Source organism: Kosakonia sp. N21 (assembly GCF_050587465.1).
In the GTDB taxonomy this organism is placed as follows: domain Bacteria; phylum Pseudomonadota; class Gammaproteobacteria; order Enterobacterales; family Enterobacteriaceae.
On sequence record NZ_JBOBHR010000009.1, the window covers coordinates 70,799 to 93,086 of the forward strand.

The 22,288-nt window shown below is 54.6% G+C and carries 21 protein-coding genes; 11 read left to right on the forward strand and 10 right to left on the reverse strand.

What is annotated here, in order from left to right; all coding sequences use genetic code 11:
* Positions 1-8: 8 nt before the first annotated feature.
* A complete protein-coding gene (gene qseC / locus ACQ3G7_RS19855; RefSeq protein ID WP_430891504.1) occupies positions 9-1,355 on the reverse strand; it encodes a quorum sensing histidine kinase QseC in 1,347 nt (448 codons plus the stop codon).
* Positions 1,352-2,011 carry a quorum sensing response regulator transcription factor QseB gene (gene qseB, locus ACQ3G7_RS19860; protein WP_430891506.1) on the reverse strand — a complete coding sequence of 220 codons (660 nt, stop codon included), beginning with the start codon at positions 2,009-2,011 and terminating at the stop codon, positions 1,352-1,354. Before qseB ends, qseC begins: the two co-directional genes overlap by 4 nt.
* Positions 2,012-2,158: 147 nt before the next feature.
* Here qseB and ACQ3G7_RS19865 point away from each other — a divergent pair, with 147 nt between their 5' ends.
* The 5 genes from ACQ3G7_RS19865 (at position 2,159) to ACQ3G7_RS19885 (ending at position 9,677) form a co-directional block, all read left to right on the forward strand.
* Positions 2,159-2,548, forward strand: coding sequence for a YgiW/YdeI family stress tolerance OB fold protein (locus ACQ3G7_RS19865; RefSeq protein ID WP_430891508.1), 390 nt, complete (start codon positions 2,159-2,161; stop codon positions 2,546-2,548).
* Between the two features lie 118 nt (positions 2,549-2,666).
* Positions 2,667-4,925 carry a DNA topoisomerase IV subunit A gene (gene parC, locus ACQ3G7_RS19870; protein WP_430891510.1) on the forward strand — a complete coding sequence of 753 codons (2,259 nt, stop codon included), beginning with the start codon at positions 2,667-2,669 and terminating at the stop codon, positions 4,923-4,925.
* Between the two features lie 225 nt (positions 4,926-5,150).
* A complete protein-coding gene (gene plsC, locus ACQ3G7_RS19875; protein WP_263099284.1) occupies positions 5,151-5,888 on the forward strand; it encodes a 1-acylglycerol-3-phosphate O-acyltransferase in 738 nt (245 codons plus the stop codon).
* 69 nt (positions 5,889-5,957) lie between these two features.
* Positions 5,958-7,370, forward strand: a complete 1,413-nt coding sequence (gene ftsP, locus ACQ3G7_RS19880; protein ID WP_430891512.1) for a cell division protein FtsP — start codon at positions 5,958-5,960, stop codon at positions 7,368-7,370.
* Between the two features lie 129 nt (positions 7,371-7,499).
* Positions 7,500-9,677 carry a YgiQ family radical SAM protein gene (locus tag ACQ3G7_RS19885; protein ID WP_430891514.1) on the forward strand — a complete coding sequence of 726 codons (2,178 nt, stop codon included), beginning with the start codon at positions 7,500-7,502 and terminating at the stop codon, positions 9,675-9,677.
* 55 nt (positions 9,678-9,732) lie between these two features.
* On the opposite strand, the gene dkgA is transcribed toward ACQ3G7_RS19885, so the two are convergent.
* Together dkgA and yqhD are read right to left on the reverse strand one after the other, a co-directional pair.
* On the reverse strand, positions 9,733-10,560 hold the full coding sequence (gene dkgA, locus ACQ3G7_RS19890; protein ID WP_430891516.1) for a 2,5-didehydrogluconate reductase DkgA: 828 nt from the start codon (positions 10,558-10,560) through the stop codon (positions 9,733-9,735).
* A 102-nt stretch (positions 10,561-10,662) separates the two neighbouring features.
* Entirely contained in the window at positions 10,663-11,826 is a 1,164-nt protein-coding gene (yqhD, locus tag ACQ3G7_RS19895; protein WP_430891518.1) for an alcohol dehydrogenase, read from the reverse strand.
* A gap of 194 nt (positions 11,827-12,020) precedes the next feature.
* Here yqhD and ACQ3G7_RS19900 point away from each other — a divergent pair, with 194 nt between their 5' ends.
* Positions 12,021-12,920, forward strand: a complete 900-nt coding sequence (locus ACQ3G7_RS19900; protein ID WP_263099289.1) for an AraC family transcriptional regulator — start codon at positions 12,021-12,023, stop codon at positions 12,918-12,920.
* 36 nt (positions 12,921-12,956) lie between these two features.
* On the opposite strand, the gene yghB is transcribed toward ACQ3G7_RS19900, so the two are convergent.
* Together yghB and metC are read right to left on the reverse strand one after the other, a co-directional pair.
* Positions 12,957-13,616: a DedA family general envelope maintenance protein YghB gene (yghB, locus tag ACQ3G7_RS19905; RefSeq protein WP_061493143.1), complete on the reverse strand. Its 660-nt coding sequence runs from the start codon at positions 13,614-13,616 to the stop codon at positions 12,957-12,959.
* 117 nt (positions 13,617-13,733) lie between these two features.
* On the reverse strand, positions 13,734-14,921 hold the full coding sequence (gene metC / locus ACQ3G7_RS19910) for a cystathionine beta-lyase (RefSeq protein WP_430891521.1): 1,188 nt from the start codon (positions 14,919-14,921) through the stop codon (positions 13,734-13,736).
* 251 nt (positions 14,922-15,172) lie between these two features.
* On the opposite strand from metC, the gene exbB reads away from it, so the two are divergent.
* Positions 15,173-15,904 (forward strand): tol-pal system-associated acyl-CoA thioesterase, encoded by a 732-nt coding sequence (exbB, locus tag ACQ3G7_RS19915; RefSeq protein WP_263099291.1) that lies wholly within the window; start codon positions 15,173-15,175, stop codon positions 15,902-15,904.
* A gap of 6 nt (positions 15,905-15,910) precedes the next feature.
* Positions 15,911-16,336, forward strand: coding sequence for a TonB system transport protein ExbD (gene exbD, locus ACQ3G7_RS19920; protein WP_430891523.1), 426 nt, complete (start codon positions 15,911-15,913; stop codon positions 16,334-16,336).
* A gap of 54 nt (positions 16,337-16,390) precedes the next feature.
* Here the strand turns inward: exbD and ACQ3G7_RS19925 are convergent, their stop codons facing one another.
* The 3 genes from ACQ3G7_RS19925 to ACQ3G7_RS19935 form a co-directional block, all read right to left on the reverse strand.
* Entirely contained in the window at positions 16,391-17,287 is an 897-nt protein-coding gene (locus ACQ3G7_RS19925) for an SDR family oxidoreductase (protein ID WP_430891525.1), read from the reverse strand.
* A gap of 113 nt (positions 17,288-17,400) precedes the next feature.
* A complete protein-coding gene (locus tag ACQ3G7_RS19930; protein WP_430891527.1) occupies positions 17,401-17,832 on the reverse strand; it encodes a cytoplasmic protein in 432 nt (143 codons plus the stop codon).
* Position 17,833: 1 nt separating this feature from the next.
* Positions 17,834-18,238: a hypothetical protein gene (locus tag ACQ3G7_RS19935; protein ID WP_263099295.1), complete on the reverse strand. Its 405-nt coding sequence runs from the start codon at positions 18,236-18,238 to the stop codon at positions 17,834-17,836.
* Between the two features lie 103 nt (positions 18,239-18,341).
* Here ACQ3G7_RS19935 and ACQ3G7_RS19940 point away from each other — a divergent pair, with 103 nt between their 5' ends.
* Positions 18,342-18,845, forward strand: a complete 504-nt coding sequence (locus ACQ3G7_RS19940) for an ESA_00282 family adhesion-associated protein (RefSeq protein WP_061493150.1) — start codon at positions 18,342-18,344, stop codon at positions 18,843-18,845.
* A 159-nt stretch (positions 18,846-19,004) separates the two neighbouring features.
* Positions 19,005-19,499 (forward strand): TIGR00645 family protein, encoded by a 495-nt coding sequence (locus ACQ3G7_RS19945; protein WP_263099296.1) that lies wholly within the window; start codon positions 19,005-19,007, stop codon positions 19,497-19,499.
* Positions 19,500-19,532: 33 nt separating this feature from the next.
* On the opposite strand, the gene ACQ3G7_RS19950 is transcribed toward ACQ3G7_RS19945, so the two are convergent.
* Positions 19,533-20,573: an aldo/keto reductase gene (locus ACQ3G7_RS19950; RefSeq protein WP_430891530.1), complete on the reverse strand. Its 1,041-nt coding sequence runs from the start codon at positions 20,571-20,573 to the stop codon at positions 19,533-19,535.
* Positions 20,574-20,732: 159 nt separating this feature from the next.
* Between ACQ3G7_RS19950 and yghX the strand changes: the two genes are divergently transcribed.
* A complete protein-coding gene (yghX, locus tag ACQ3G7_RS19955; protein ID WP_430891532.1) occupies positions 20,733-21,620 on the forward strand; it encodes a YghX family hydrolase in 888 nt (295 codons plus the stop codon).
* Positions 21,621-22,288 lie beyond the last annotated feature (668 nt).

Sequence of the window (22,288 nt, forward strand, 5' to 3'; positions counted from 1 at the left end):
TAATGCCGCTACCAACTGACCCGCGCGATAAATCCCCCCTGCGGATGATTACCGAATGTCACCGTCATGTGATGCAGCCCGGCGATGCGCCGCACAATCGACAGGCCCAACCCGCTGCCGGTTTCGCTCTGGCCGGGCGGGCGATAGAAACGCTCACCAATGCGCGCCAGAGCCTCTTCGCGAATGCCGGGGCCATTATCCCTTACGCTAAAACACTGCGCGTCGAGCGTGACATCCACGGTACTGCCCGTCGGGCTGTAACGAATGGCATTGTCCAGCAGATTACGTACCAGCAGGCTGAGTAACAGTGGCTGGCCCTGGCGGCTAACGGTGGTGTCATGCAGATGCAGACGGACGTCAATCCCGGCCTGCTGCGCCGGATGGTAGTTATCCATCACCGCCGATTGCAGCAGTGCAGCCAGGGAGACGGGTTCGAGATCGTCAAGATTATCCAGCGAGTCGAGTCGCGACAGCGTCAGTAGCTGATCCACCAGGCGGGCGGCGCGATCGATCCCCACATGTAACTGAGCCAGCGCTTTTTGCCGATCAATGGGATCGTCATCGGAAAGCTGGGCTACGTCGGTCTGCACTTTCAGCGCCGCCAGCGGACTGCGCAGCTCATGGGCGGCATCGGAAGTGAAACGCCGCTCGCGCTGCATCATCGTGTGGGTGCGGGCAAAGAGCTGGTTCAGCGCCTCCACTAACGGGCGCACTTCACGGGGCACACCGTCGGCAGGTAACGGCTCGGCGAGATCCGGCGCGCGAATGCGCAGTGCCAGCGCCAGTTTTTTCAGCGGGCGCAGCTCCAGACTCAGAAGAACAACCAGCAGAATGAGCATCAACGGCAGGGCGACAAGCCACGGCGTGAGCTGCGAGGTAATAATCTCCAGCGCCATCTCCTGGCGGTAATCCCACTCCTGACCGACAACAATGCGAAAGCGCTTGTCTTCAGCGGTGAGCCACAGAAAGCGCCACTTGTCGTCATCATCGCGCAGGTGGCCATTATCAAACCCTTCGCGGTGATAGTTATAGGGAATCTCTTTGCCGTTCTCGCCATCGTGCAGCAGCATTTTGCCGTCTGTCGAATAGATGGCGAACGCCAGCGCATCGTCGTCGAGATGGCCGTGTTTCACCTTTTTCTTCGCGATCTGCGGTGCGGCGCTTTGCAGTTGTTCAAACTCCATGACGCTCAGGCGCTTGGCGAACAGCATTTGCTGGGTGTCGAACAGCTTGTCGAGCTTATCGCGGGTCTGCTGCCAGGCAACCAGGCTGGCGCACAGCCAGGCCGCCATCGATAACAGTAAAAACAGTAGCGTCAGGCGCAGGCGCAGACTCAACGGGCGGGTGCGTTTCATGCTTCTCCCAGGGTGTAACCGATGCCGTGAACCGTGCGGATAAAGTGGCTGCCCAGTTTGCGCCGCAAGTGGTGCACATGCACTTCCACGGCATTGCTGGTGACATCGTCATCCCAGTTATAGAGCTTCTCTTCGATGAGTTTACGTGGCAGTACGCGCCCGGCGTTGCGCAGTAACAGTTCCAGCAGGGCAAACTCCTTCGGTTTTAGTGCCAGCGTTTCACCATTCAGCGTGGCGACCAGGCTGCCCGGATCCAGCGTCACGTCGCCGTGGCGCAGCGTACTTTGCGTGTGACCATGCGTACGGCGAATCAGGGCCTCCAGCCGGGCGGCCACTTCGATCAGCGCAAAGGGTTTGCACAAATAGTCATCCGCTCCGAGGCGCAGGCCTTCCACACGCTGGTTAAGGGCGTCGCGGGCGGTCAGGATCAGCACCGGTTCGGCGCGTTGTTGTTCGCGCCAGTCGCGCAGAATGTCGAGGCCATCGATACCGGGGAGCGTTAAGTCGAGGATCACTGCGTCATAAGGTGCGGTAAACAGCGCCGCTTTCCCTTGTTTGCCGTCCGTGAACCAGTCGACGCTAAATCCCTTTTTGCTGAGTCCGGTTTTGATGCCGTCGCCGATGAGCGTGTCATCTTCAATCAGTAAAATGCGCACAATGCCTCCTTTCACCACCCTGTTATGGGCAGTAAACCCGTTGGCGACAGGCAATGTACAGCGAAAAATTATCTTTTTTCCCGTTAAGAAGTCGTTAAGGAATGGCCGGTTAAATGGTCGCAAACCACAGGAAAAGGGAGAGAAAAAATGAAAAAGACTGCCGCTATTATTGCCGTATTCGCGTTATGTTCCGCCCCGGCTTTCGCCGCGAATCAGGGTGGGTTTACTGGCCCTGGCGCCACTCAGCAGAGCGGGGGCTTTACCGGGCCGAACGGCAGCAAAGCCACCGTTGAGAGCGTGAAGTCGCTGCGTGACGATGCCTGGGTTACGTTGCGGGGGAACATCGTTGAGCGCGTCTCCGACGATACCTATTTATTCAAAGATGCCACCGGCACCATCAATGTGGATATCAACCGTAAACGCTGGAATGGTGTGACCGTTGGGCCGCAGGATGTGGTGGAGATCCAGGGAGAAGTGGATAAAGACTGGAACTCGGTGGAAATCGACGTAAAAGAGATCAGCAAGGTCGCCCAGTAAGCGCCAGGCGCGCGTGAAAAAATCGCTCATCACTATGACTCCTCGCCGCAGATAGGGTAGTATCTGCGGCAATATTGCCGCCGTACAGGCGGGCGCATACGTTGAGGAATCACGATTAATGAGCGATATGGCAGAGCGCCTTGCGCTGCATGAATTTACGGAAAACGCATACCTGAACTACTCCATGTACGTCATCATGGATCGTGCGTTGCCGTTTATCGGTGATGGCCTGAAACCTGTTCAACGCCGCATCGTTTACGCGATGTCTGAACTGGGGCTGAACGCCAGCGCCAAATTCAAGAAATCCGCCCGTACCGTGGGCGACGTCCTGGGTAAATACCACCCGCACGGCGACAGTGCCTGCTATGAAGCCATGGTGTTGATGGCGCAGCCGTTCTCCTACCGCTATCCGCTGGTCGATGGGCAGGGCAACTGGGGGGCGCCGGACGATCCGAAGTCCTTCGCCGCCATGCGTTATACCGAATCCCGTCTGTCGAAATATGCCGATTTGCTGCTGAGCGAACTGGGCCAGGGCACCGTTGACTGGGTGCCGAACTTCGACGGTACGATGCAGGAGCCGAAAATGCTGCCTGCGCGCCTGCCGAACATCCTGCTGAACGGCACCACCGGGATTGCGGTGGGGATGGCGACGGACATTCCGCCGCATAACCTGCGTGAGGTCGCTAACGCGGCTATCGCCCTGATCGAGCAGCCGAAAACCACGCTCGACCAGTTGCTGGACATTGTGCAGGGGCCGGACTACCCGACCGAAGCGGAAATCATTACCTCCCGCGCCGAGATCCGCAAAATTTACCAGAATGGTCGCGGCTCGGTGCGTATGCGCGCAGTGTGGAAAAAAGAGGACGGCGCGGTGGTGATCACGGCGCTGCCGCACCAGGTTTCCGGCGCGCGTGTGCTGGAGCAAATCGCCGCCCAGATGCGCAATAAAAAATTGCCGATGGTCGACGATCTGCGCGACGAGTCGGATCATGAAAACCCGACGCGTCTGGTGATCGTCCCGCGCTCCAATCGCGTGGACATGGAGCAGGTGATGAACCATCTGTTCGCTACCACCGATCTGGAAAAGAGCTATCGCATTAACCTGAATATGATCGGTCTGGATGGTCGCCCGGCGGTGAAAAATCTGCTGGAGATCCTCACCGAATGGCTGGCGTTCCGCCGCGATACCGTGCGCCGCCGTCTGAATCACCGTCTGGAAAAAGTCCTCAAGCGCCTGCATATCCTGGAAGGTTTGCTGGTGGCGTTCCTCAACATCGACGAAGTGATCGAGATTATCCGTACCGAGGACGAACCGAAGCCGGCGCTGATGTCGCGCTTTGGCATCAGTGAGACGCAGGCGGAAGCGATCCTCGAGTTAAAACTGCGCCATCTCGCCAAACTGGAAGAGATGAAGATCCGCGGTGAGCAGGACGATCTGGCAAAAGAGCGCGATCACCTGCAAGCGATCCTTGCCTCCGAGCGCAAGATGAACACTTTGCTGAAGAAAGAGCTGCAGGCTGATGCAGATGCCTTCGGCGACGATCGCCGTTCTCCGCTGCATGAACGCGAAGAAGCGAAAGCGATGAACGAGCACGATATGCAGCCGTCTGAGCCGGTGACCATTGTGCTGTCGCAAATGGGCTGGGTACGTAGCGCCAAAGGCCACGACATTGACGCGCAGGGACTGAGTTACAAAGCCGGGGATAGCTGGAAAGCGTCGGCGAAAGGCAAGAGCAACCAGCCGGTGGTGTTTATTGACTCCACCGGGCGCAGTTACGCGCTTGACCCGATTACGCTGCCGTCCGCACGTGGTCAGGGCGAACCGCTGACCGGTAAGCTGACGCTGCCGCCGGGCGCGACCGTTGAACATATGGTAATGAGCAACGATGAGCAGAAACTGCTGATGGCGTCGGATGCGGGTTACGGTTTTGTGTGCACCTTTAACGACTTAGTCGCACGTAACCGTGCCGGTAAAACGCTGATCAGCCTGCCGGATAATGCGCGGGTGATGCCGCCGCTGGAAATCGTTAACGATGACGATATGCTGCTGGCCATCACCACCGCCGGTCGTATGCTGATGTTCCCGGTCAGCGATTTGCCGCAGTTGTCGAAAGGGAAAGGCAACAAGATCATCGGTATTCCGTCTGCGGATGCAGCCAATGGCGCCGACGGGCTTGCGCACCTCTACCTGTTGCCGCCGCAGAGCACGTTAACCATCCATGTCGGCAAACGCAAAATCAAGCTGCGTCCTGAAGAGCTGCAAAAAGTGCAGGGTGAACGCGGACGCCGCGGGACGCTGATGCGCGGTTTGCAGCGTATCGATCGCGTTGAGATTGATGCGCCTTCTCGTCCGACGGCGGGCGACAGCGAAGAGTAACCGACATAAGCGTGTCTCCATCGCCCCTGATGGAGACACGTTTCTACATTAAAATTTCCCGTAAAAGCGTTGTTAATTCGGCAATTGCGATTAACAATACGCTTTTTTAAAGGCCGCATAACACAAAGCCCAGGCCAGTTGATGGCTCATCGTGGCGCCGCCAGCCTCAGCGTAGTGCTGCTGGCGTGTATATAATGCTCAAAGGTATGGGCTTCAGAGGTCGCTATGCTATTCATTTTTCGCGTAATCATCGTTGTTATTTATTCCATTCTGGTGTGCGTATTCGGGTCCCTTTACTGCCTGTTTAGTCCGCGTAATCCAAAACATGTTGCGACCTTCGGTCATATGTTTGGTCGTCTGGCGCCGGTTTTTGGGCTGAAAGTTGAAACCCGCCTGCCTCCGGGCGCTGAGCAGTTCGGCAACGCTATCTATATTGCGAACCATCAGAACAACTTCGATATGGTGACTGCGTCCAGCATTGTGCTGCCGCCAACGGTGACGGTCGGTAAAAAGAGCCTGCTGTGGATCCCCTTTTTTGGTCAGCTCTACTGGCTGACCGGTAATCTGCTGATTGATCGTAATAACCGTGCGAAAGCCCATGGCACCATTGCCGAAGTGGTTAAGCAGATTCAGAAACGCAATATTTCCATCTGGATGTTTCCGGAAGGCACCCGCAGCCGCGGTCGCGGTTTGCTGCCGTTTAAAACCGGGGCGTTTCACGCCGCGATTGCCGCCGGTGTGCCGATTATTCCGGTGTGTGTGTCGACGACCTCAAACAAAATTAATCTCAACCGCCTGCGTAACGGGTTGGTGATCGTTGAGATGCTGCCGCCCATTGATATCACCCGGTTTGGTAAAGATCAGGTGCGCGAGCTGGCGACCCATTGCCGTGAAGTGATGGCAAAGAAAATCGAGGAACTCGATAAAGAAGTTGCAGAACGCGAAGCCGCCGGTCGGGTTTAACCTTTTGTTGTTAATAAGTCCGCAGACAGTGATGTTTGCGGCGAAGAGTCAGTGTTACACGGAGCAAATATGTCACTCAGTCGGCGTCAGTTTATTCAGGCATCCGGGGTTGCGCTATGTGCAGGTGCGGTGCCGCTGAGGGCAAATGCCGCCGGGCAACAACCGCAACTGCCCGTTCCTCCCCTGTTTGAATCCCGTCGCGGCCAACCGCTGTTTCTTACCCTGCAACGTACGCACTGGTCATTTACGACCGGTACGCGCGCCCAGGTTTTCGGCATTAATGGGCGTTATCTGGGGCCAACGATCCGGGTATGGAACGGCGATGACGTAAAACTGATTTATAGCAACCGACTGGCGGAGAACGTGGCAATGACCGTCAGCGGGTTGCAGGTGCCAGGGCCGCTGATTGGCGGCGCGGCGCGCATGATGACCGCCAATAACGACTGGGCGCCGGTGCTGCCTATTCGCCAGAACGCCGGGACGCTGTGGTATCACGCCAATACGCCGAACCGCACTGCGCAGCAGGTCTATAACGGCCTTGCGGGAATGTGGCTGGTGGAAGACGAGATCAGTAAGTCGTTACCGATACCGAACCACTACGGCGTGGATGATTTTCCGGTCATTATTCAGGATAAACGGCTGGATAATTTCGGCACGCCGCAATACAGCGAACCCGGTAGCGGCGGCTTTGTCGGTGATACGCTGTTGGTGAACGGCGCGCAAAGCCCGTATGTGGATGTTTCCCGCGGCTGGGTGCGCCTGCGTCTGTTAAATGCCTCGAACTCCCGGCGCTACCACTTACAAATGAGCGATGGTCGCGCACTGCATGTGATTGCCGGAGACCAGGGCTTTTTACCCGCGCCGGTCTCGGTAAAGCAGCTGTCGCTGGCGCCAGGGGAGCGCCGCGAGGTGCTGGTGGATATGACCAACGGTGATGAAGTGTCGATCACCTGTGGTGAAGCGGCAACCCTGATGGATCGGGTGCGCGGCTTCTTTGAGCCTTCCAGCATCCTGATCTCGACGCTGGTGTTGACGTTGCGCCCAACCGGGCTGCTGCCGCTGGTGACGGACACGCTGCCTATGCGCCTGCTACCGTCGGAGATTATGGCTGGCACACCAACCCGCAGCCGGGATATCACGCTGGGCAGCGATCCGGGCATTAACGGGCAGTTGTGGGATCCGCAGCGGATCGATATCACCACCCAGCAAGGCACCTGGGAGCGCTGGACCGTCCGCGCCGAGATGCCGCAATCCTTCCATATAGAAGGCGTGATGTTTTTGGTGCGCAACGTTAACGGCGCGATGCCATTCCCGGAAGACCGGGGCTGGAAAGATACAGTCTGGATCGACGGGCAGGTGGAACTGCTGGTGTGGTTCGGTCAGCCTTCCTGGCCGCACTTCCCGTTCCAGTATCAAAGCCAGACGCTGGAGATGACCGACCGCGGTTCGGTAGGGCAGTTGCTGGTGAACCCGGCGCCGTAACATGTGTAAGCCTGCCAGGTTTTTACCTGTCAGGCTGCTGTCCTGTACAAAATCCTCCTTCATTTCCGGTCAAATTACGGCGTATAATCGCCGCCCTTTGATTATTTTTTTACCATTTTTGGAAGCAAGATGAGCGCAATATCCCTGATCCAACCGGATCGTGACCTTTTCTCATGGCCCCAGTACTGGGCGGCCTGCTTCGGCCCTGCGCCGTTTTTGCCGATGTCGCGCGAAGAGATGGATCAACTTGGCTGGGATAGTTGCGACATTATTCTGGTGACGGGTGATGCTTATGTCGATCACCCCAGTTTCGGGATGGCGATTTGCGGCCGTATGCTGGAAGCGCAGGGGTTTCGCGTTGGCATCATTTCCCAGCCGGACTGGAACAGCAAAGACGACTTTATGCGCCTGGGCAAACCGAACCTGTTCTTCGGCGTGACCGCTGGCAACATGGATTCGATGATCAACCGCTATACCGCCGATCGTAAGCTGCGTCATGACGACGCCTACACCCCGGATAACGTCGCCGGTAAGCGTCCGGATCGCGCCACGCTGGCCTACACCCAGCGCTGTAAAGAAGCGTGGAAAGAGGTGCCGGTGATCCTCGGCGGTATTGAAGCCAGCCTGCGCCGTACCGCGCATTATGATTACTGGTCTGATACCGTGCGCCGCTCGGTGCTGATTGACGCCAAAGCCGATATGCTGATGTTTGGCAACGGTGAGCGCCCGCTGGTGGAAGTGGCTCATCGTCTGGCCGCAGGCGAGCCGATCGCGCAGATCCGCGATGTGCGTAACACCGCGATCATCGTCAAAGAAGCGCTGCCGGGCTGGAGCGGGGTGGACTCCACCCGCCTCGACACCCCGGGTAAGATCGACCCGATCCCGCATCCCTATGGCGAAGATTTACCCTGTGCGGACAACAAACCCGTAGAGCCGCAAGCGCAGGAAGCAAAACGTGTGACCGTGCAGCCGCCGCGCCCGAAACCGTGGGAAAAAACCTATGTGCTGCTGCCTTCTTTTGAGAAGGTGAAAAGCGATAAGGTGCTCTACGCCCACGCGTCACGTATTTTGCACCACGAAACCAACCCTGGCTGCGCCCGCGCGCTGATGCAAAAGCACGGCGATCGTTACATCTGGATCAACCCACCGGCTATCCCGCTATCGACCGAAGAGATGGACAGCGTGTTTGCCCTGCCATATAAGCGCGTGCCGCACCCGGCGTATGGCAACAGCCGTATCCCGGCGTATGAGATGATCCGCTTCTCCATCAATATTATGCGTGGCTGTTTTGGCGGCTGCTCTTTCTGCTCCATCACCGAGCATGAAGGCCGTATCATTCAGAGCCGTTCCGAAGATTCGATCATCAACGAGATCGAAGCGATTCGCGATAGCGTGCCGGGCTTTACCGGGGTGATTTCCGACCTCGGCGGGCCGACCGCAAACATGTATATGCTGCGCTGCAAATCGCCGCGTGCGGAACAGACCTGTCGTCGACTCTCTTGCGTTTACCCGGAGATCTGCCCGCATATGGATACCAATCACCAGCCGACGATCGATCTCTATCGTCGCGCCCGTGATTTGAAAGGCATTAAAAAGATCCTGATTGCCTCTGGCGTGCGTTACGATCTGGCCGTTGAAGATCCGCGCTATGTGAAAGAGCTGGCGACGCACCACGTGGGGGGGTATCTGAAGATTGCCCCGGAGCATACTGAAGAAGGGCCGTTGTCGAAGATGATGAAGCCGGGAATGGGCAGCTATGACCGCTTTAAGCAGTTGTTCGACACCTATTCCAAACAGGCGGGCAAAGAACAGTATCTGATCCCCTATTTTATCTCTGCGCACCCCGGTACACGTGATGAAGATATGGTGAACCTGGCGCTGTGGCTGAAGCGCCACCGCTTCCGTCTTGACCAGGTGCAGAACTTCTATCCCTCGCCGCTGGCGAACTCGACGACCATGTATTACACCGGCAAAAACCCGCTGTCGAAAATCGACTATAAGAGCGAAGAGGTGGTGGTGCCGAAAGGGGACAAACAGCGCCGTCTGCATAAAGCGCTGCTGCGTTACCACGATCCGGCCAACTGGCCGCTGCTGCGCCAGGCGCTGGAAGCGATGGGTAAAAAGCATTTGATTGGCTCGCGCCGCGAATGTCTGGTACCGGCACCGACGCTGGACGAGATGCGTGAAGCGCGCCGTCAGAACCGCCAGTCACAGCCAGCGCTGACCAAACACACGCCGATTGTGCACCAGCGTAGCAACGGTAAAAACGCTGCACCGGCGAAGAAAAAAGCCACGCGGGTGCGTTAAGCCAACATAAAAATGCCCGGTTCACACCGGGCATTTTTTTATGGTCAACGGGCGCTTAACCGCCGAACTGATCCGGGTCTGGCCCCAGCCGTTTACCGGCATCCAGTTTGGCGATTTCCGCCAGCTCGTCTTTATCCAGGCGGAAATCCCAGACATCAAAGTTCTCGGCAATGCGTGATGGCGTGACCGATTTCGGGATCACCACCAGCCCGCTATCGAGATGCCAGCGGATCACCACCTGCGCTGGCGTTTTGCTGTATTTATCCGCCAGCGAACGGATGATTTTCTGATCGAAGACCCCTTCGCCGCCCTGCGCCAACGGGCTCCAGGACTCGGTCTGGATCTTGTGCGTTGCATTCCAGGCGTGCAACTGACGCTGTTGCATCAACGGGTGCAGCTCGATTTGGTTAATCACCGGCGCGACGCTCGTTTCATCCATCAGGCGTTGCAGGTGCGGGATCTGAAAGTTGCACACGCCGATGCTTTTCACCAGCCCCTGCTGCTGCAATGCGATCATCCCTTGCCACGCTTCGACATAATGATCGATGGCCGGTACCGGCCAGTGCATCAGATAGAGATCGACATGATCGAGCTGCAGTTTTTTCAGGCTCTCTTTTAATGCTTGCGCCGGGCGCTGCTGATCGTCGTTCCACAACTTGGTAGTAATAAATAATTCATCGCGCGGTACGCCTGAACTGGCAATCGCTTTGCCCACGCCTTCTTCATTTTTATAGGCCGCGGCGGTATCAATGGATCGATACCCCACATCCAGTGCCTTATGAATCGCGGTAACCACTTCCTCGTTGCTCGCTTTCCACACGCCAAGACCCAGTTGCGGCATCAGCGTGCCGTCAGAAAGCTTAATCACGGTGGGATGTGTCATGCATTTCTCCTTTCAATAGGCTTACCGGGACAGGCCCGGTAAGGTGGTGTGCATTAAGTGTGGTCGAAAAAACCAAAAACGAAAGCCGTTGTCAGACGAGCCTTAGCGCGCGGCTTCGTAGATGCGACGACTGACTTCCAGCGTAATATCCTGGTGTTCGCCGAGTTGCGTCATACCGTGTTCTTCGAGCTTGCTCAACAGCGCCGGAATAGAGCTGCCGTCCAGGCCGTAACCCGACAGACGCGTCGGCACGCCCATACGTTCGAAGAAGTTACGCGTCGCTTCAATGGCCGCATCGATACGCTCGTTTTCAGAGCCTTCAGTGATGTTCCACACGCGCTCAGCGTATTGCAGCAGTTTGGCATGCTTGGTGTCGCGTTTTTCATTCCACAGTGCAGGCAGAACAACTGCCAGGGTTTGCGCATGGTCAAGACCGTGCATCGCGGTGAGTTCATGACCGAGCATATGTGTTGCCCAGTCCTGCGGTACGCCTGCGCCAATCAGACCATTCAGTGCCTGCGTCGCCGCCCACATCACATTGGCGCGCACGTCGTAGTTTTCCGGCTCCTGCAACGCTTTCGGGCCTTCTTCAACCAGTGTCAGCAAAATACCTTCGGCGAAACGGTCCTGAATTTTACCGTCCACCGGATAGGTAACGTACTGCTCGACGGTATGCACAAAGGCATCCACCACACCATTCGCCACCTGACGCGGCGGCAGGGTGTAGGTGTACACCGGATCGAGGATCGCAAATACGGGCTGCACGAAAGCAGAGTGGAACGCCTGTTTGTCGCCGGTTGCTTTACGAGATACCACCGCGCCTGCGTTGGATTCAGAACCGGTGGCTGGCAGCGTCAGCACGGAACCCATCGGAATGGCGCTTTTGATGTCACTTCCCCGCGTCTGCAGGATGTGCCACGGATCGATGCCGTCTGCGTACTGCGCCGCTGCGGCGATAAATTTGGTGCCATCCAGTACGGAACCACCGCCTACCGCCAGCAAGAACGTGATGTTTTCGTCTTGCACGATTTTTACGGCCTTCATCAGGGTTTCGTACGTCGGGTTTGGCTCAATGCCGCTGAATTCGCGGACATCCAGACCTTGCAGTGCGCTGTAAACCTGGTCCAGCACACCGTTTTTCTTCACGCTGCCGCCGCCATAGGTAATCAACACGCGGGCATCCGCCGGGATTTGCTCACGCAGGTTGGCAATTGCGCCTTTACCAAACAGGATGCGGGTAGGGGTATGCAGATTAAAGTTATTCATTGCTCGTTCCCTTCTCATTGGGTGAAAAATAGTCCGGCAGCTGTCTGCCTGATGGCGATTATTGTGGGCGTGGGCGGCGTCTCTCTCAATGCACATTCCTGCGAATGTCTTGCCTGTTTCTCTTTCTGACTGGAGAAAAAACACAAAACTGAGCACACTGTATGTGTCAAAAAGCCTTGCCGGAGTAGCGGAAAATGAAGCGCGAAGAGATTTGTTTGCAGCTGACAGAAAAGATTAAGTCGCTGAAAGTTAATGAAAACAGGCTAAGTGAACTGTTACCGGATATCCGTTTGCTGTACGGGACTCAGCCGGGAACCCGAACGCCGGTGATGTACCTTCCGGGGATCGTTTTTCTCTTTTCCGGTCATAAAATTGGTTATATCAATGAGCGCGTTTTTCGCTATGACACCAACGAGTATTTATTGCTGACGGTGCCGCTGCCGTTTGAGTGTGAAACCTTTGCCACGCCGGACGTGCCATTGGCGGGGCTCCGCTTAAATGTCGATATCCTGCAATTACAGGAGCTGCTGATGGATATCGGCGAAGATGAACTCTTTCGCCCCGATATCGCCGCGAGCGGTATTAACTCGGCGGTCTTGTCGGAAGAGATCCTGTGCGCCGCCGAACGCTTGCTGGACGTGATGGAGCGCCCGCTGGATGCGCGTATTCTCGGTAAACAGATTATCCGCGAGATGCTTTACCATGTGCTGACCGGGCCGCGCGGTGGTGCACTGCTGGCGCTGGTGAGCCGCCAGACGCACTTTAGCCTGATTAGCCGGGTGCTGAAGCGCATTGAGAGCCAGTACACGGAGAATCTGAGCGTCGATCAGCTTGCCGCCGAAGCCAACATGAGCGTTTCTGCGTTTCACCACAACTTTAAGTCAGTGACCAGCACCTCGCCATTGCAGTACCTGAAGAGCTACCGTCTGCACAAAGCGCGCATGCTGATGGTGCATGACGGCATGAAAGCCAGTGCTGCGGCGATACGCGTTGGCTATGAAAGTCCATCGCAGTTCAGCCGTGAGTTTAAACGCTATTTCGGTCTGACGCCGGGAGAGGATGTGGCGAGAATTCGCACCATGCAAGGGATATAAAAACGGCCCCTCTTCGCCGGGAAGAGGGGCGGCGGGTCAGGCGTTACAGTATTTTTTCTTCAGTACCACCGCAACGGTGCCGACAAGCCCGGCGACCAGCAGGAAGACCGGGAGGATCATCAGAAACGTCATCACCTGATCTTCATGGCGTTTCACAAACGGGATCATGCTGATGGCGTAGCCAAAAGAGGTGACGACGCCAACCCACAGCAGGGCGCTCAGCCAGTTAAACAGCTGGAAGCGGCGGTTCGACAAACCGGAGATGCCCGCCATGGTTGGCAGCAGGGTGCGAATAAACGCCAGAAAACGCCCGGCAAGCAGCGCCAGCAGACCGTGGCGGTCGAACATGCAGGTCGCCCGTTCGTGGTATTTCACCGGTAGCTGCGCAAGCCAGCTTTTCACCACCCGCGTATTGCCCAGCCACTTGCCTTGCAGGTAACTGAGCCAGCAGCCGAGACTGGCGGCGGAGGTGAGGATAAACAGGGTTGATACAAAGTCCATGCAGCCGCGAGCGATAAGCGCTCCGGCCAGTAACAGCAGGCTGTCCCCCGGTAAAAATGAGGCAGGAAGCAGGCCGTTTTCCAGAAACAGCGTGGCGAACATCACAAAATAAACAACGCCAACAACATGTGGGTTAGCCAGCGCAGCAAAGTCGTGTTGCCAAAGCGCAGCGATAATATCTTGAATAACAGCCATGGACGTTCCTGTGGTACCGCGTAGAGGAGGCTATTGTACTCCAACTCGCCAAAAACACCTTGATCCGGGGCGCAAGAAATAGAGAATTTTCTGAAGCTTTACCCCGGTTAGCCTGGTTTACACGATGCGCTGGAATCCTGCAGCTAAATCTTCAATCAGATCGTCAACATTCTCTAAACCGATATGCACCCGAATTAAGGTGCCGGTGAAATCCACTTCGCCGTCCGGGCGGATCGCCGCTATCTGTTCCGGCTGGTTGGCGAGAATTAATGACTCATAACCGCCCCAGGAGTAGGCCATGCTGAACAGGGAAAACGGATCGAGGTACTGCGACAGCTCTTCATCGGTTAAGCGTTTATTTAATACAAAAGAGAACAGGCCGCTGCTGCCGGTAAAGTCACGTTTCCAGTACTCATGCCCTTTGCTTCCCGGTAGCGCCGGATGATTCACCCGCGCCACTTGCGGGTGCGCCGCCAGCCATTCGGCAATTTTTAAACTGCTTTCATGGTGCTGACGCAGACGCACGCCCAACGTACGCAAACCACGGCTGGTCATATACGCGGTATCCGCATCCAGCATTTGCCCCATCAGATAGGCGTTTTCACGCAGTTGCGCCCAACAGCGGGCGTTGGATACGGCAGTGCCGACCATCGCGTCGGAGTGACCAATCAGGTATTTGGTGCCTGCCTGAATCGAGATATCAATATCAAACTCCAGCGCTTTGAACAGGATGCCCGCCGCCCAGGTGTTATCAATCATAATGATGGCTTCCGGGGCCACGCTTCTCACCGCCTGAACAATCGCCGGAACGTCATGTACTTCCATGGTGATAGAGCCGGGAGATTCCAGGAACACCACTTTTGTATTGGGTTGGATCAGATGCACAATGCTGGCACCGATCATCGGGTCAAACCAACTGGTGGTGACGCCCAGTTTTGCGAGAATTTTGGTGCTAAAATCCTGGGTCGGCTCATAGGCGGTGTTGGTCATCAGCACATGATCGCCTTGTTCCACAAACGCCAGAATGGTGTTAGCCACCGCTGCCGCGCCGCAGGGGAAAAGCGCGCACCCGGCGCCACCTTCCAGTTCGCACATCGCTTCCTGCAACGAGAAGTGCGTTAGCGTACCGCGGCGACCATAAAACAGTTCGCCGTTCGCCCGGTTGCGGGTGGCGTGTTTTTTGGCTTCCACCGTTTCGAAGACCAGGGAAGAGGCGCGTTGGATCACGCTGTTCACCGAGCCTTGTGTGTATTTTTTGCTGCGCCCTGCGTTAACCAGAGCGGTATCAAGATGCTTCGCCGTCATTTTCGCTCAACCTGTTTTTATACGTCTGGATGTCCAGACTACCATGATTGCGGATTGATGCATCCTTGTTTGCAGTGTGGGTGTTAATTTTTTCCAATATGTGTTCAGTGGCGCGAGTTTACTGCGTGAGCGCAAAGAAAATGGCGTTCAATTCAGGCACTATGTAAATACTAATGAGAACTACTATCAATTCGACGTCATTTTGATATGATGGCGCTCAGTTTTTGTGATTTGCGTCGCGGAGAAACACAGTGGGTAATAATTTGATGCAGACGGATCTATCCGTGTGGGGTATGTATCAGCACGCTGACATTGTCGTTAAAGTGGTAATGATCGGCCTGATTCTGGCGTCCGTGGTGACATGGGCCCTGTTCTTCAGCAAAAGCGTTGAGATGATTGCGCAAAAGCGCCGCATCAAGCGCGAGCAGACCCTGCTGGCTGATGCCCGCTCACTGGACCAGGCCAGCGAAATCGCCTCTTCCTTCCATGCGAAAAGCCTGAGCACCCTGTTAATCAACGAAGCCCAGAACGAGCTGGAGTTATCCGCAGGCAGCGAAGATAACGAAGGCATTAAAGAGCGCACCGGGTTCCGCCTGGAACGTCGCGTGGCGGCTACCGGCCGTTATATGGGCCGCGGTAATGGCTATCTCGCCACCATCGGTGCGATTTCGCCGTTTGTCGGTCTGTTCGGTACCGTTTGGGGCATCATGAACAGCTTTATCGGCATCGCTCAGACGCAAACCACCAACCTCGCTGTTGTTGCACCGGGTATCGCCGAAGCGCTGCTGGCGACGGCTATCGGGTTGGTTGCTGCCATTCCGGCGGTGGTGATTTACAACATCTTTGCGCGCATGATCGGCAGCTACAAAGCCACTCTCGGCGATGTTGCCGCGCAGGTTCTGCTGCTGCAAAGCCGCGATCTTGACCTGGCCGCCAGCAATGCGCAGCCGGTGCGTGCGGCTCAGAAATTACGTGTAGGTTGATACGCCATGGCAATGCGTCTTAATGAAAACCTGGACGATAACGGCGAAATGCATGAAATCAACGTAACGCCGTTTATCGACGTTATGTTGGTGCTGCTGATTATCTTTATGGTGGCCGCGCCGCTTGCCACGGTGGATGTGAAAGTGAATCTGCCGGCATCCTCCAGCCAGCCGCAACCGCGCCCGGAAAAACCGGTCTACCTCTCCGTAAAAGCTGATAACACCATGTTTATCGGTAACGATCAGGTGACGGATGACACAATGGTCAACGCGCTGAATGCGCTGACTGAAGGTAAAAAGGACACCACCATCTTCTTCCGTGCGGACAAAACCGTCGACTACGAGACAATGATGAAAGTGATGGACACGCTGCACCAGGCGGGTTATCTGAAAATCGGTCTGGTGGGCGAAGAGGTTGTGAAAGCGAAGTAATCCGCCGCGACGAAAGGTAAAAAGCTGGCCATCGCCAGCTTTTTTTACGCCTGCTTATCCGAGATGTTCACCGCCGGTGACGCCATGCACTTCGGCCGTGACGTAGCTCGACTCCTGGCTTGCCAGATAAACGTAGACGGGGGCCAGTTCAGCCGGTTGTCCGGCGCGTTTCAATGGCGTTTGCTGACCGAATTGTGGCAGTTTCTCCTGTGGCTGACCGCCAGAAATCTGCAATGCAGTCCAGATTGGCCCCGGCGCCACGATATTGACGCGGATCCCTTTTTCCGCCACCTGTTTTGCCAGCCCGCGGCTGTAATTGAGAATGGCCGCTTTGGTGGAGGCATAGTCCAACAGGTGCGTGCTTGGCTGGTACGCCTGGATCGACGAGGTGGTGATGATGCTACCGCCGCGTGGCAGCAGCGGGATGGCTTCCTGGGTTATCCAGAACAGCGCAAAAACGTTCACCGTGTAGGTCTGAGTAAATTGCGCGGTGGTCAGATTAGCAATCTCCTCAATCGCGGTTTGTCTGCCAGCGACCAGCGCCAGAATATCCAGACCGCCAAGCTGTTCTTTGGCTTTGTGCGGCAACGCGCGGGCAAATGACTCATCGCTCAGATCGCCTGGGATCAGCACCGCTTTGCGCCCGGCTGCTTCGATCTGCGCTTTAACCTGCTGCGCATCTTCTTCTTCCGCAGGCAGGTAGTTGATCGCCACATCCGCCCCTTCACGCGCGTAGGCGATGGCGGCTGCGCGACCGATACCGGAATCTCCGCCGGTGACCAGCGCTTTGCGATCTTTTAACCGTCCGCTACCCACGTAGCTGTTTTCGCCACAGTCGGGCACAGGATCCATTTTTGCCTGCACCCCGGGATAGGGTTGTTTCTGCTGCGGGTAATCGCCAGCATAGTACTGTTTGGTTGGATCCTGAATTTTTGTCTGGTTCGTTGCCATTAAGTACCCTCCATATCGGTTGTTGAGTACTTAAGGGTAGTTGTCTACGCTGCTATTGCGGTCAGATTCAGGATTTTCTTGATTGTGATGATGTGAGCAACCGACGAGGCCGGTTATTTTGCGTCTGGTTTGTTCGTGGCGGTTTCTTCATCCAGCGCGACGGTGGTGACGTTTGACGTGCGGTATTCACCGTCAATCAATTTACGGTTCAGGCGCAGCGTTGCGGCTTCCCGCCCCAGAATGTACTGATAGTTGGTTTCCAGACGACCCATGATCTTTTCCAGCAACTCGGGCTTCTGCTCAATAATCGCATTGATCACCGCGCCATAAATTTCTTCTTTAACCTGTAATGGATAGATTTCCCGACGATTCTGCCATTTCAGGCGCACCAGCGCGGCGGGAATGGATACCAGCTCACGGGCAATACGCTCAATAGTGCTGTTTTTATCGAACACTAATGCCTCTATATTTTGCTTTAAGATAAACTCATCACTTTTTTTGTCATCTAAAGCTAAATATACATTATTGTTATCGATTTCTTTCACGCTACTCCTCCCCAATTTTATAAAACATTGGTCCATCTTTTTCGCGAGTAATCAGGTTAAGCCAAATCTTATCGCCCGATTCATTAATTTCCTGTGTTTTATCCGCAATTATTTTGCTTAATGTCTGGGCATCAATCTCGCCTTCAGCTTGTAAGTCATTAAGCAGACGGGCGAATGTCTCGATTTTTACTACGCGGAACAAACGATCTTTTATATGACGATCGCGTTCCTCAAGTAACATATTTCTTGATTGCCCATTATGGCTTACGTTCGCTAATATTTGCTCAGCGTGTTCGGAGAGGGTTCTTTTTCCCTGAGTTAAATTAGGCTCTTTTCCTTCTTCTCCTGGCCTGGTTTCAGCGGCAGAAATGTGAAATCGTGCCGGGACAAGATTCTCGGGAAGCATTTCTAATATCCTTTAATATCAACAGGGAAGGGGCAAGACAGACGTGAGGTTCGTTGACAATATCATGGCGCACTTTTAAAATCAAAAAAAATGGAGCCTGCTCATGAACAGTATTTTTTATTCTGTTATTACATTATTGCTGCTCACTGGCGGCGTACTTTTATTAATGCGCGAGTACAATAAAGCCCCGCGCAGCGAAATTGAGAACCTTCCTCCCAGACCTCAGCCGTTGTCAAAAGAGGAAGGTGAGGATCATTTTTCTGTGTTAATGAATGCCATTACTCCTGTGTGGTACTGGCGGGTTAACCATGAATATATTGATTTTCTTCATGCGACCATAAAACGCATGAACATGGCGGAATTAAATAATACCCCTGGTTTATTTGAGGCGCAGCGTCGGTGTAGCGATCTCAATTCTGCTGTGTATAAGTATTATGACAATATAAAGAAGCGCTGCCTCAATGGCGAGAAGGTGCCGCACGCCGATCTGGATGTGCTCAACCTGCGCCAGTGTTTTCACGAGTTCAGCACTGAAGCCTACCCGGCACTGGTTGTTTTAGTGTGGCCGGAAAACCAGCGCCCGTGGGTCAACCCCGAAGACGTATAGCGATATTGTCCATACCTTTAGCAGGCCGAAAGGCTGGCCTGCCATCAACCTCGTTATTTTGTTCGTCTCATTGTGTTCAGGTGATGTTGGCAGAGTGTTGCCAAATGTTTGCCAGACTGGGATATACTGGCCGCTGGTTTAGCTATCTGACAGGACACTATGGAACGATTTCTGGAAAACGCAATGTACGCTTCGCGCTGGTTGCTCGCCCCGGTTTACTTTGGCCTCTCCCTTGCTCTGCTTGCACTGACGGTAAAATTCTTCCAGGAGATTTTTCACATCCTGCCCAACCTATTCAGCCTGGCGGAAGCCGATCTCATTCTGACGCTGCTGTCGCTGGTGGATATGACGCTGGTCGGCGGCTTGCTGGTGATGGTGATGTTTTCCGGCTATGAAAACTTTGTCTCGCAGCTCGATATCGCAGAGCACAAAGAGAAACTGAACTGGCTCGGCAAAATGGACTCCACGTCCCTGAAGAACAAAGTGGCCGCCTCTATCGTCGCCATCTCGTCCATTCATCTGTTGCGGGTGTTTATGGATGCGAAGAATGTTCCGGACAACAAACTGATGTGGTACGTGATAATCCACCTGACATTTGTGCTCTCGGCATTTTTGATGGGCTACCTGGACAGGTTAACCCGCGACAAGCATTGATCAAGGCAGGCCGGTTTCCCGGCCTGTATTCGATTATTTATCCGACGACGCCTGCCACAAATTCAGCTCACCATCAGCGATGTGCTTGTCGATTTGCGCCAGCTCGTCTGCGCTGAATGTCAGATTGTTTAACGCCTGAACATTCTCTGCGATCTGCTCCGGGCGGCTTGCGCCAATCAGGACGGAGGTGACGCGCGCATCTTTTAGCAACCAGCTCAGCGCCATTTGCGCCATTGACTGTCCACGTTGTTGCGCCATCTCATTCAGCAGCCGCAGGCTGTTGAGATTGCTTTCCGTCAGCATCTTCTGCGTCAGACCGCGCACTTTATTGCCTTCACGCTGCATGCGCGAACCTTCCGGAATACCGCTCAGGTATTTACCCGTCAATAATCCCTGCGCCAGCGGCGTAAACGCGATGCAGCCCATGCCATTATCTTCCAGCGCATCCAGCAGGCCGGTTTTATCCACCCAGCGATTGAGCAGGTTATAGGAAGGTTGGTGGATCAACAGCGGGATTTTCCACTCGCGCAGCAGCGCCGCCATTTGCCGGGTACGTTCGGTGGAATAGGAGGAGATGCCGATATACAGCGCCTTCCCGCTCTGCACCGCATGAGCCAGCGCAGCGGCGGTCTCTTCCATCGGCGTTTTTTCATCTACCCGGTGCGAATAGAAGATATCCACATACTCCAGCCCCATACGCTTCAGGCTCTGATCAAGGCTGGCGAGCAGATATTTGCGTGAGCCGCCGGAGCCGTAAGGCCCTGGCCACATATCGTATCCCGCTTTGGTGGAAATAATCAGCTCGTCGCGGTAGCTGGCGAAATCTTCGCGCAGCAGACGACCGAAGTTTTCTTCTGCGCTACCTGCTGGCGGTCCGTAGTTATTGGCTAAATCAAAATGGGTGATCCCGAGATCAAACGCGTTACGCAGCAGGGCGCGCTGCGACTCCAGCGCGTGACCGTGGCTAAAACTGTGCCACAAACCGAGTGAAAGGGCGGGTAACTGCAAACCGCTTTTGCCGCAGTAGCGATAGTGCATCTGCGCATAGCGATCCGGGTTGGCAAAACCAGGCATGATGTCTCCTTTATTGTACAGGCTAATTCGAAACAACGTTTCCATCTTATCGCCGTATTTCTGTACATCAAAGGCAAGGCTGATAACTGAACATTTTTTGTGCAGAAAACGGACCGCTATGCTTTGCTTAGAAGGGAAAAAAACGGACGGAGATATGTGATGACGCGTTTGACAGCGAAAGACTTTCCTCAGGAATTACTCGACTACTACGACTATTACGCGCACGGCAAAATCAACAAGCGCGAATTTTTACAGCTGGCCGGTAAGTACGCGGTGGGAGGGATGACGGCGCTGGCGCTGTTTAACCTGCTTAAGCCGAATTACGCGCTGGCGGAGCAGGTGGTGTTCACCGATCCGGACATTCACCCGGAATATATCACCTACCCGTCGCCAAACGGGCATGGTGAAGTGAGGGGCTATCTGGTCAGGCCGACAAAAGCCACCGGGAAAATACCGGCGGTGGTGGTGGTGCATGAAAACCGTGGCCTCAACCCTTATATTGAAGACGTGGCGCGTCGGGTGGCAAAAGCAGGGTACCTTGCGCTGGCGCCGGACGGTCTAAGTTCCGTGGGCGGTTATCCTGGCAATGATGATGAAGGGCGCGAGCTTCAACAAAAGGTCGACCCGACAAAGCTGATGAACGATTTCTTTGCCGCCGTCGAATTTATGCGCCAACACCCGGATGCCAGCGGAAAAGTGGGGATCACCGGTTTTTGCTATGGCGGCGGCGTTTCGAACGCAGCGGCGGTGGCTTACCCGGAACTGAATTGCGCTGTGCCGTTCTATGGCCGTCAACCGCCAGCGGCGGATGTGGCAAAAATCAAGGCACCGTTGCTGCTGCATTACGCTGAACTGGATAAAAACATTAACGCAGGCTGGCCCGCCTATGAGCAGGCGCTGAAGGCGCACCACAACGTCTATGAGGCGTACATTTATGCGGGGGTGAACCACGGTTTTCACAACGACTCTACGCCGCGTTATGACCGTGCTGCCGCGGAACTGGCGTGGCAGCGTACCCTCGGTTGGTTCGAAAAGTACCTGCACTAGCGATGAATCTCCGGCAGGGAGGCCGGTATTGTCGATCTTTATGCTGTGCGAGGTGAATGAATCGATCAAATAACAGACGATTCACTATTTTAAAATCCCGTCCCGCAGTCTCAATTTCCGTTTTAATTTACTTTAGGCACACAACGTTGTCTGGCAAAACATCCGCTAAAAACGGTTGAAAAATAACCTGATAATAAATACTGATGCGCGATTCATAATATTTGTGAATGTATGAAAAAATAAGCAACCCGACGCATATACGCTCACGTTGTGATGACGAAGACATCGGGATTTGCGTTCGCAGCCTCTCGCTCAGGCCGCATTCTGCCTGCCTTTTATCGTTTCGGGTTGTTCCAGATTGCACATACAGATGCCTGTATCCAACCCAGGTGCGTGTATGTTTTAATAATTCTTAACTTACATTTAAAGTACACTTAACACTCTGTTTGGATATTTTTCTGAAGCGTTTGTTTATATATATTAATATTTCGTGCGATGTTTTTTTGAGTGTTTTAATGAAAAGTGGTGTGGTCTCTTTTTATCAAAAAATCGATATAGGGTAATACTTATATGTACATGCATTTTGGGTATTGGGTTAAGGTTTGTTAATAATTATCATTTTCTTGTGAGCACTATTTTCATTTTTTTTCATAAAAATCATAAATAAA

Coding starts and splice junctions, on each gene's coding strand:
- qseC (WP_430891504.1), bottom strand. CDS start 1,355: ATGAAACGCACCCGCCCGTTGAGTCTGCGCCTGCGCCTGACGCTACTG.
- ACQ3G7_RS19865 (WP_430891508.1), top strand. CDS start 2,159: ATGAAAAAGACTGCCGCTATTATTGCCGTATTCGCGTTATGTTCCGCC.
- parC (WP_430891510.1), top strand. CDS start 2,667: ATGAGCGATATGGCAGAGCGCCTTGCGCTGCATGAATTTACGGAAAAC.
- plsC (WP_263099284.1), top strand. CDS start 5,151: ATGCTATTCATTTTTCGCGTAATCATCGTTGTTATTTATTCCATTCTG.
- ftsP (WP_430891512.1), top strand. CDS start 5,958: ATGTCACTCAGTCGGCGTCAGTTTATTCAGGCATCCGGGGTTGCGCTA.
- ACQ3G7_RS19885 (WP_430891514.1), top strand. CDS start 7,500: ATGAGCGCAATATCCCTGATCCAACCGGATCGTGACCTTTTCTCATGG.
- dkgA (WP_430891516.1), bottom strand. CDS start 10,560: ATGACACATCCCACCGTGATTAAGCTTTCTGACGGCACGCTGATGCCG.
- yqhD (WP_430891518.1), bottom strand. CDS start 11,826: ATGAATAACTTTAATCTGCATACCCCTACCCGCATCCTGTTTGGTAAA.
- ACQ3G7_RS19900 (WP_263099289.1), top strand. CDS start 12,021: ATGAAGCGCGAAGAGATTTGTTTGCAGCTGACAGAAAAGATTAAGTCG.
- yghB (WP_061493143.1), bottom strand. CDS start 13,616: ATGGCTGTTATTCAAGATATTATCGCTGCGCTTTGGCAACACGACTTT.
- metC (WP_430891521.1), bottom strand. CDS start 14,921: ATGACGGCGAAGCATCTTGATACCGCTCTGGTTAACGCAGGGCGCAGC.
- exbD (WP_430891523.1), top strand. CDS start 15,911: ATGGCAATGCGTCTTAATGAAAACCTGGACGATAACGGCGAAATGCAT.
- ACQ3G7_RS19925 (WP_430891525.1), bottom strand. CDS start 17,287: ATGGCAACGAACCAGACAAAAATTCAGGATCCAACCAAACAGTACTAT.
- ACQ3G7_RS19935 (WP_263099295.1), bottom strand. CDS start 18,238: ATGCTTCCCGAGAATCTTGTCCCGGCACGATTTCACATTTCTGCCGCT.
- ACQ3G7_RS19940 (WP_061493150.1), top strand. CDS start 18,342: ATGAACAGTATTTTTTATTCTGTTATTACATTATTGCTGCTCACTGGC.
- ACQ3G7_RS19945 (WP_263099296.1), top strand. CDS start 19,005: ATGGAACGATTTCTGGAAAACGCAATGTACGCTTCGCGCTGGTTGCTC.
- ACQ3G7_RS19950 (WP_430891530.1), bottom strand. CDS start 20,573: ATGCCTGGTTTTGCCAACCCGGATCGCTATGCGCAGATGCACTATCGC.
- yghX (WP_430891532.1), top strand. CDS start 20,733: ATGACGCGTTTGACAGCGAAAGACTTTCCTCAGGAATTACTCGACTAC.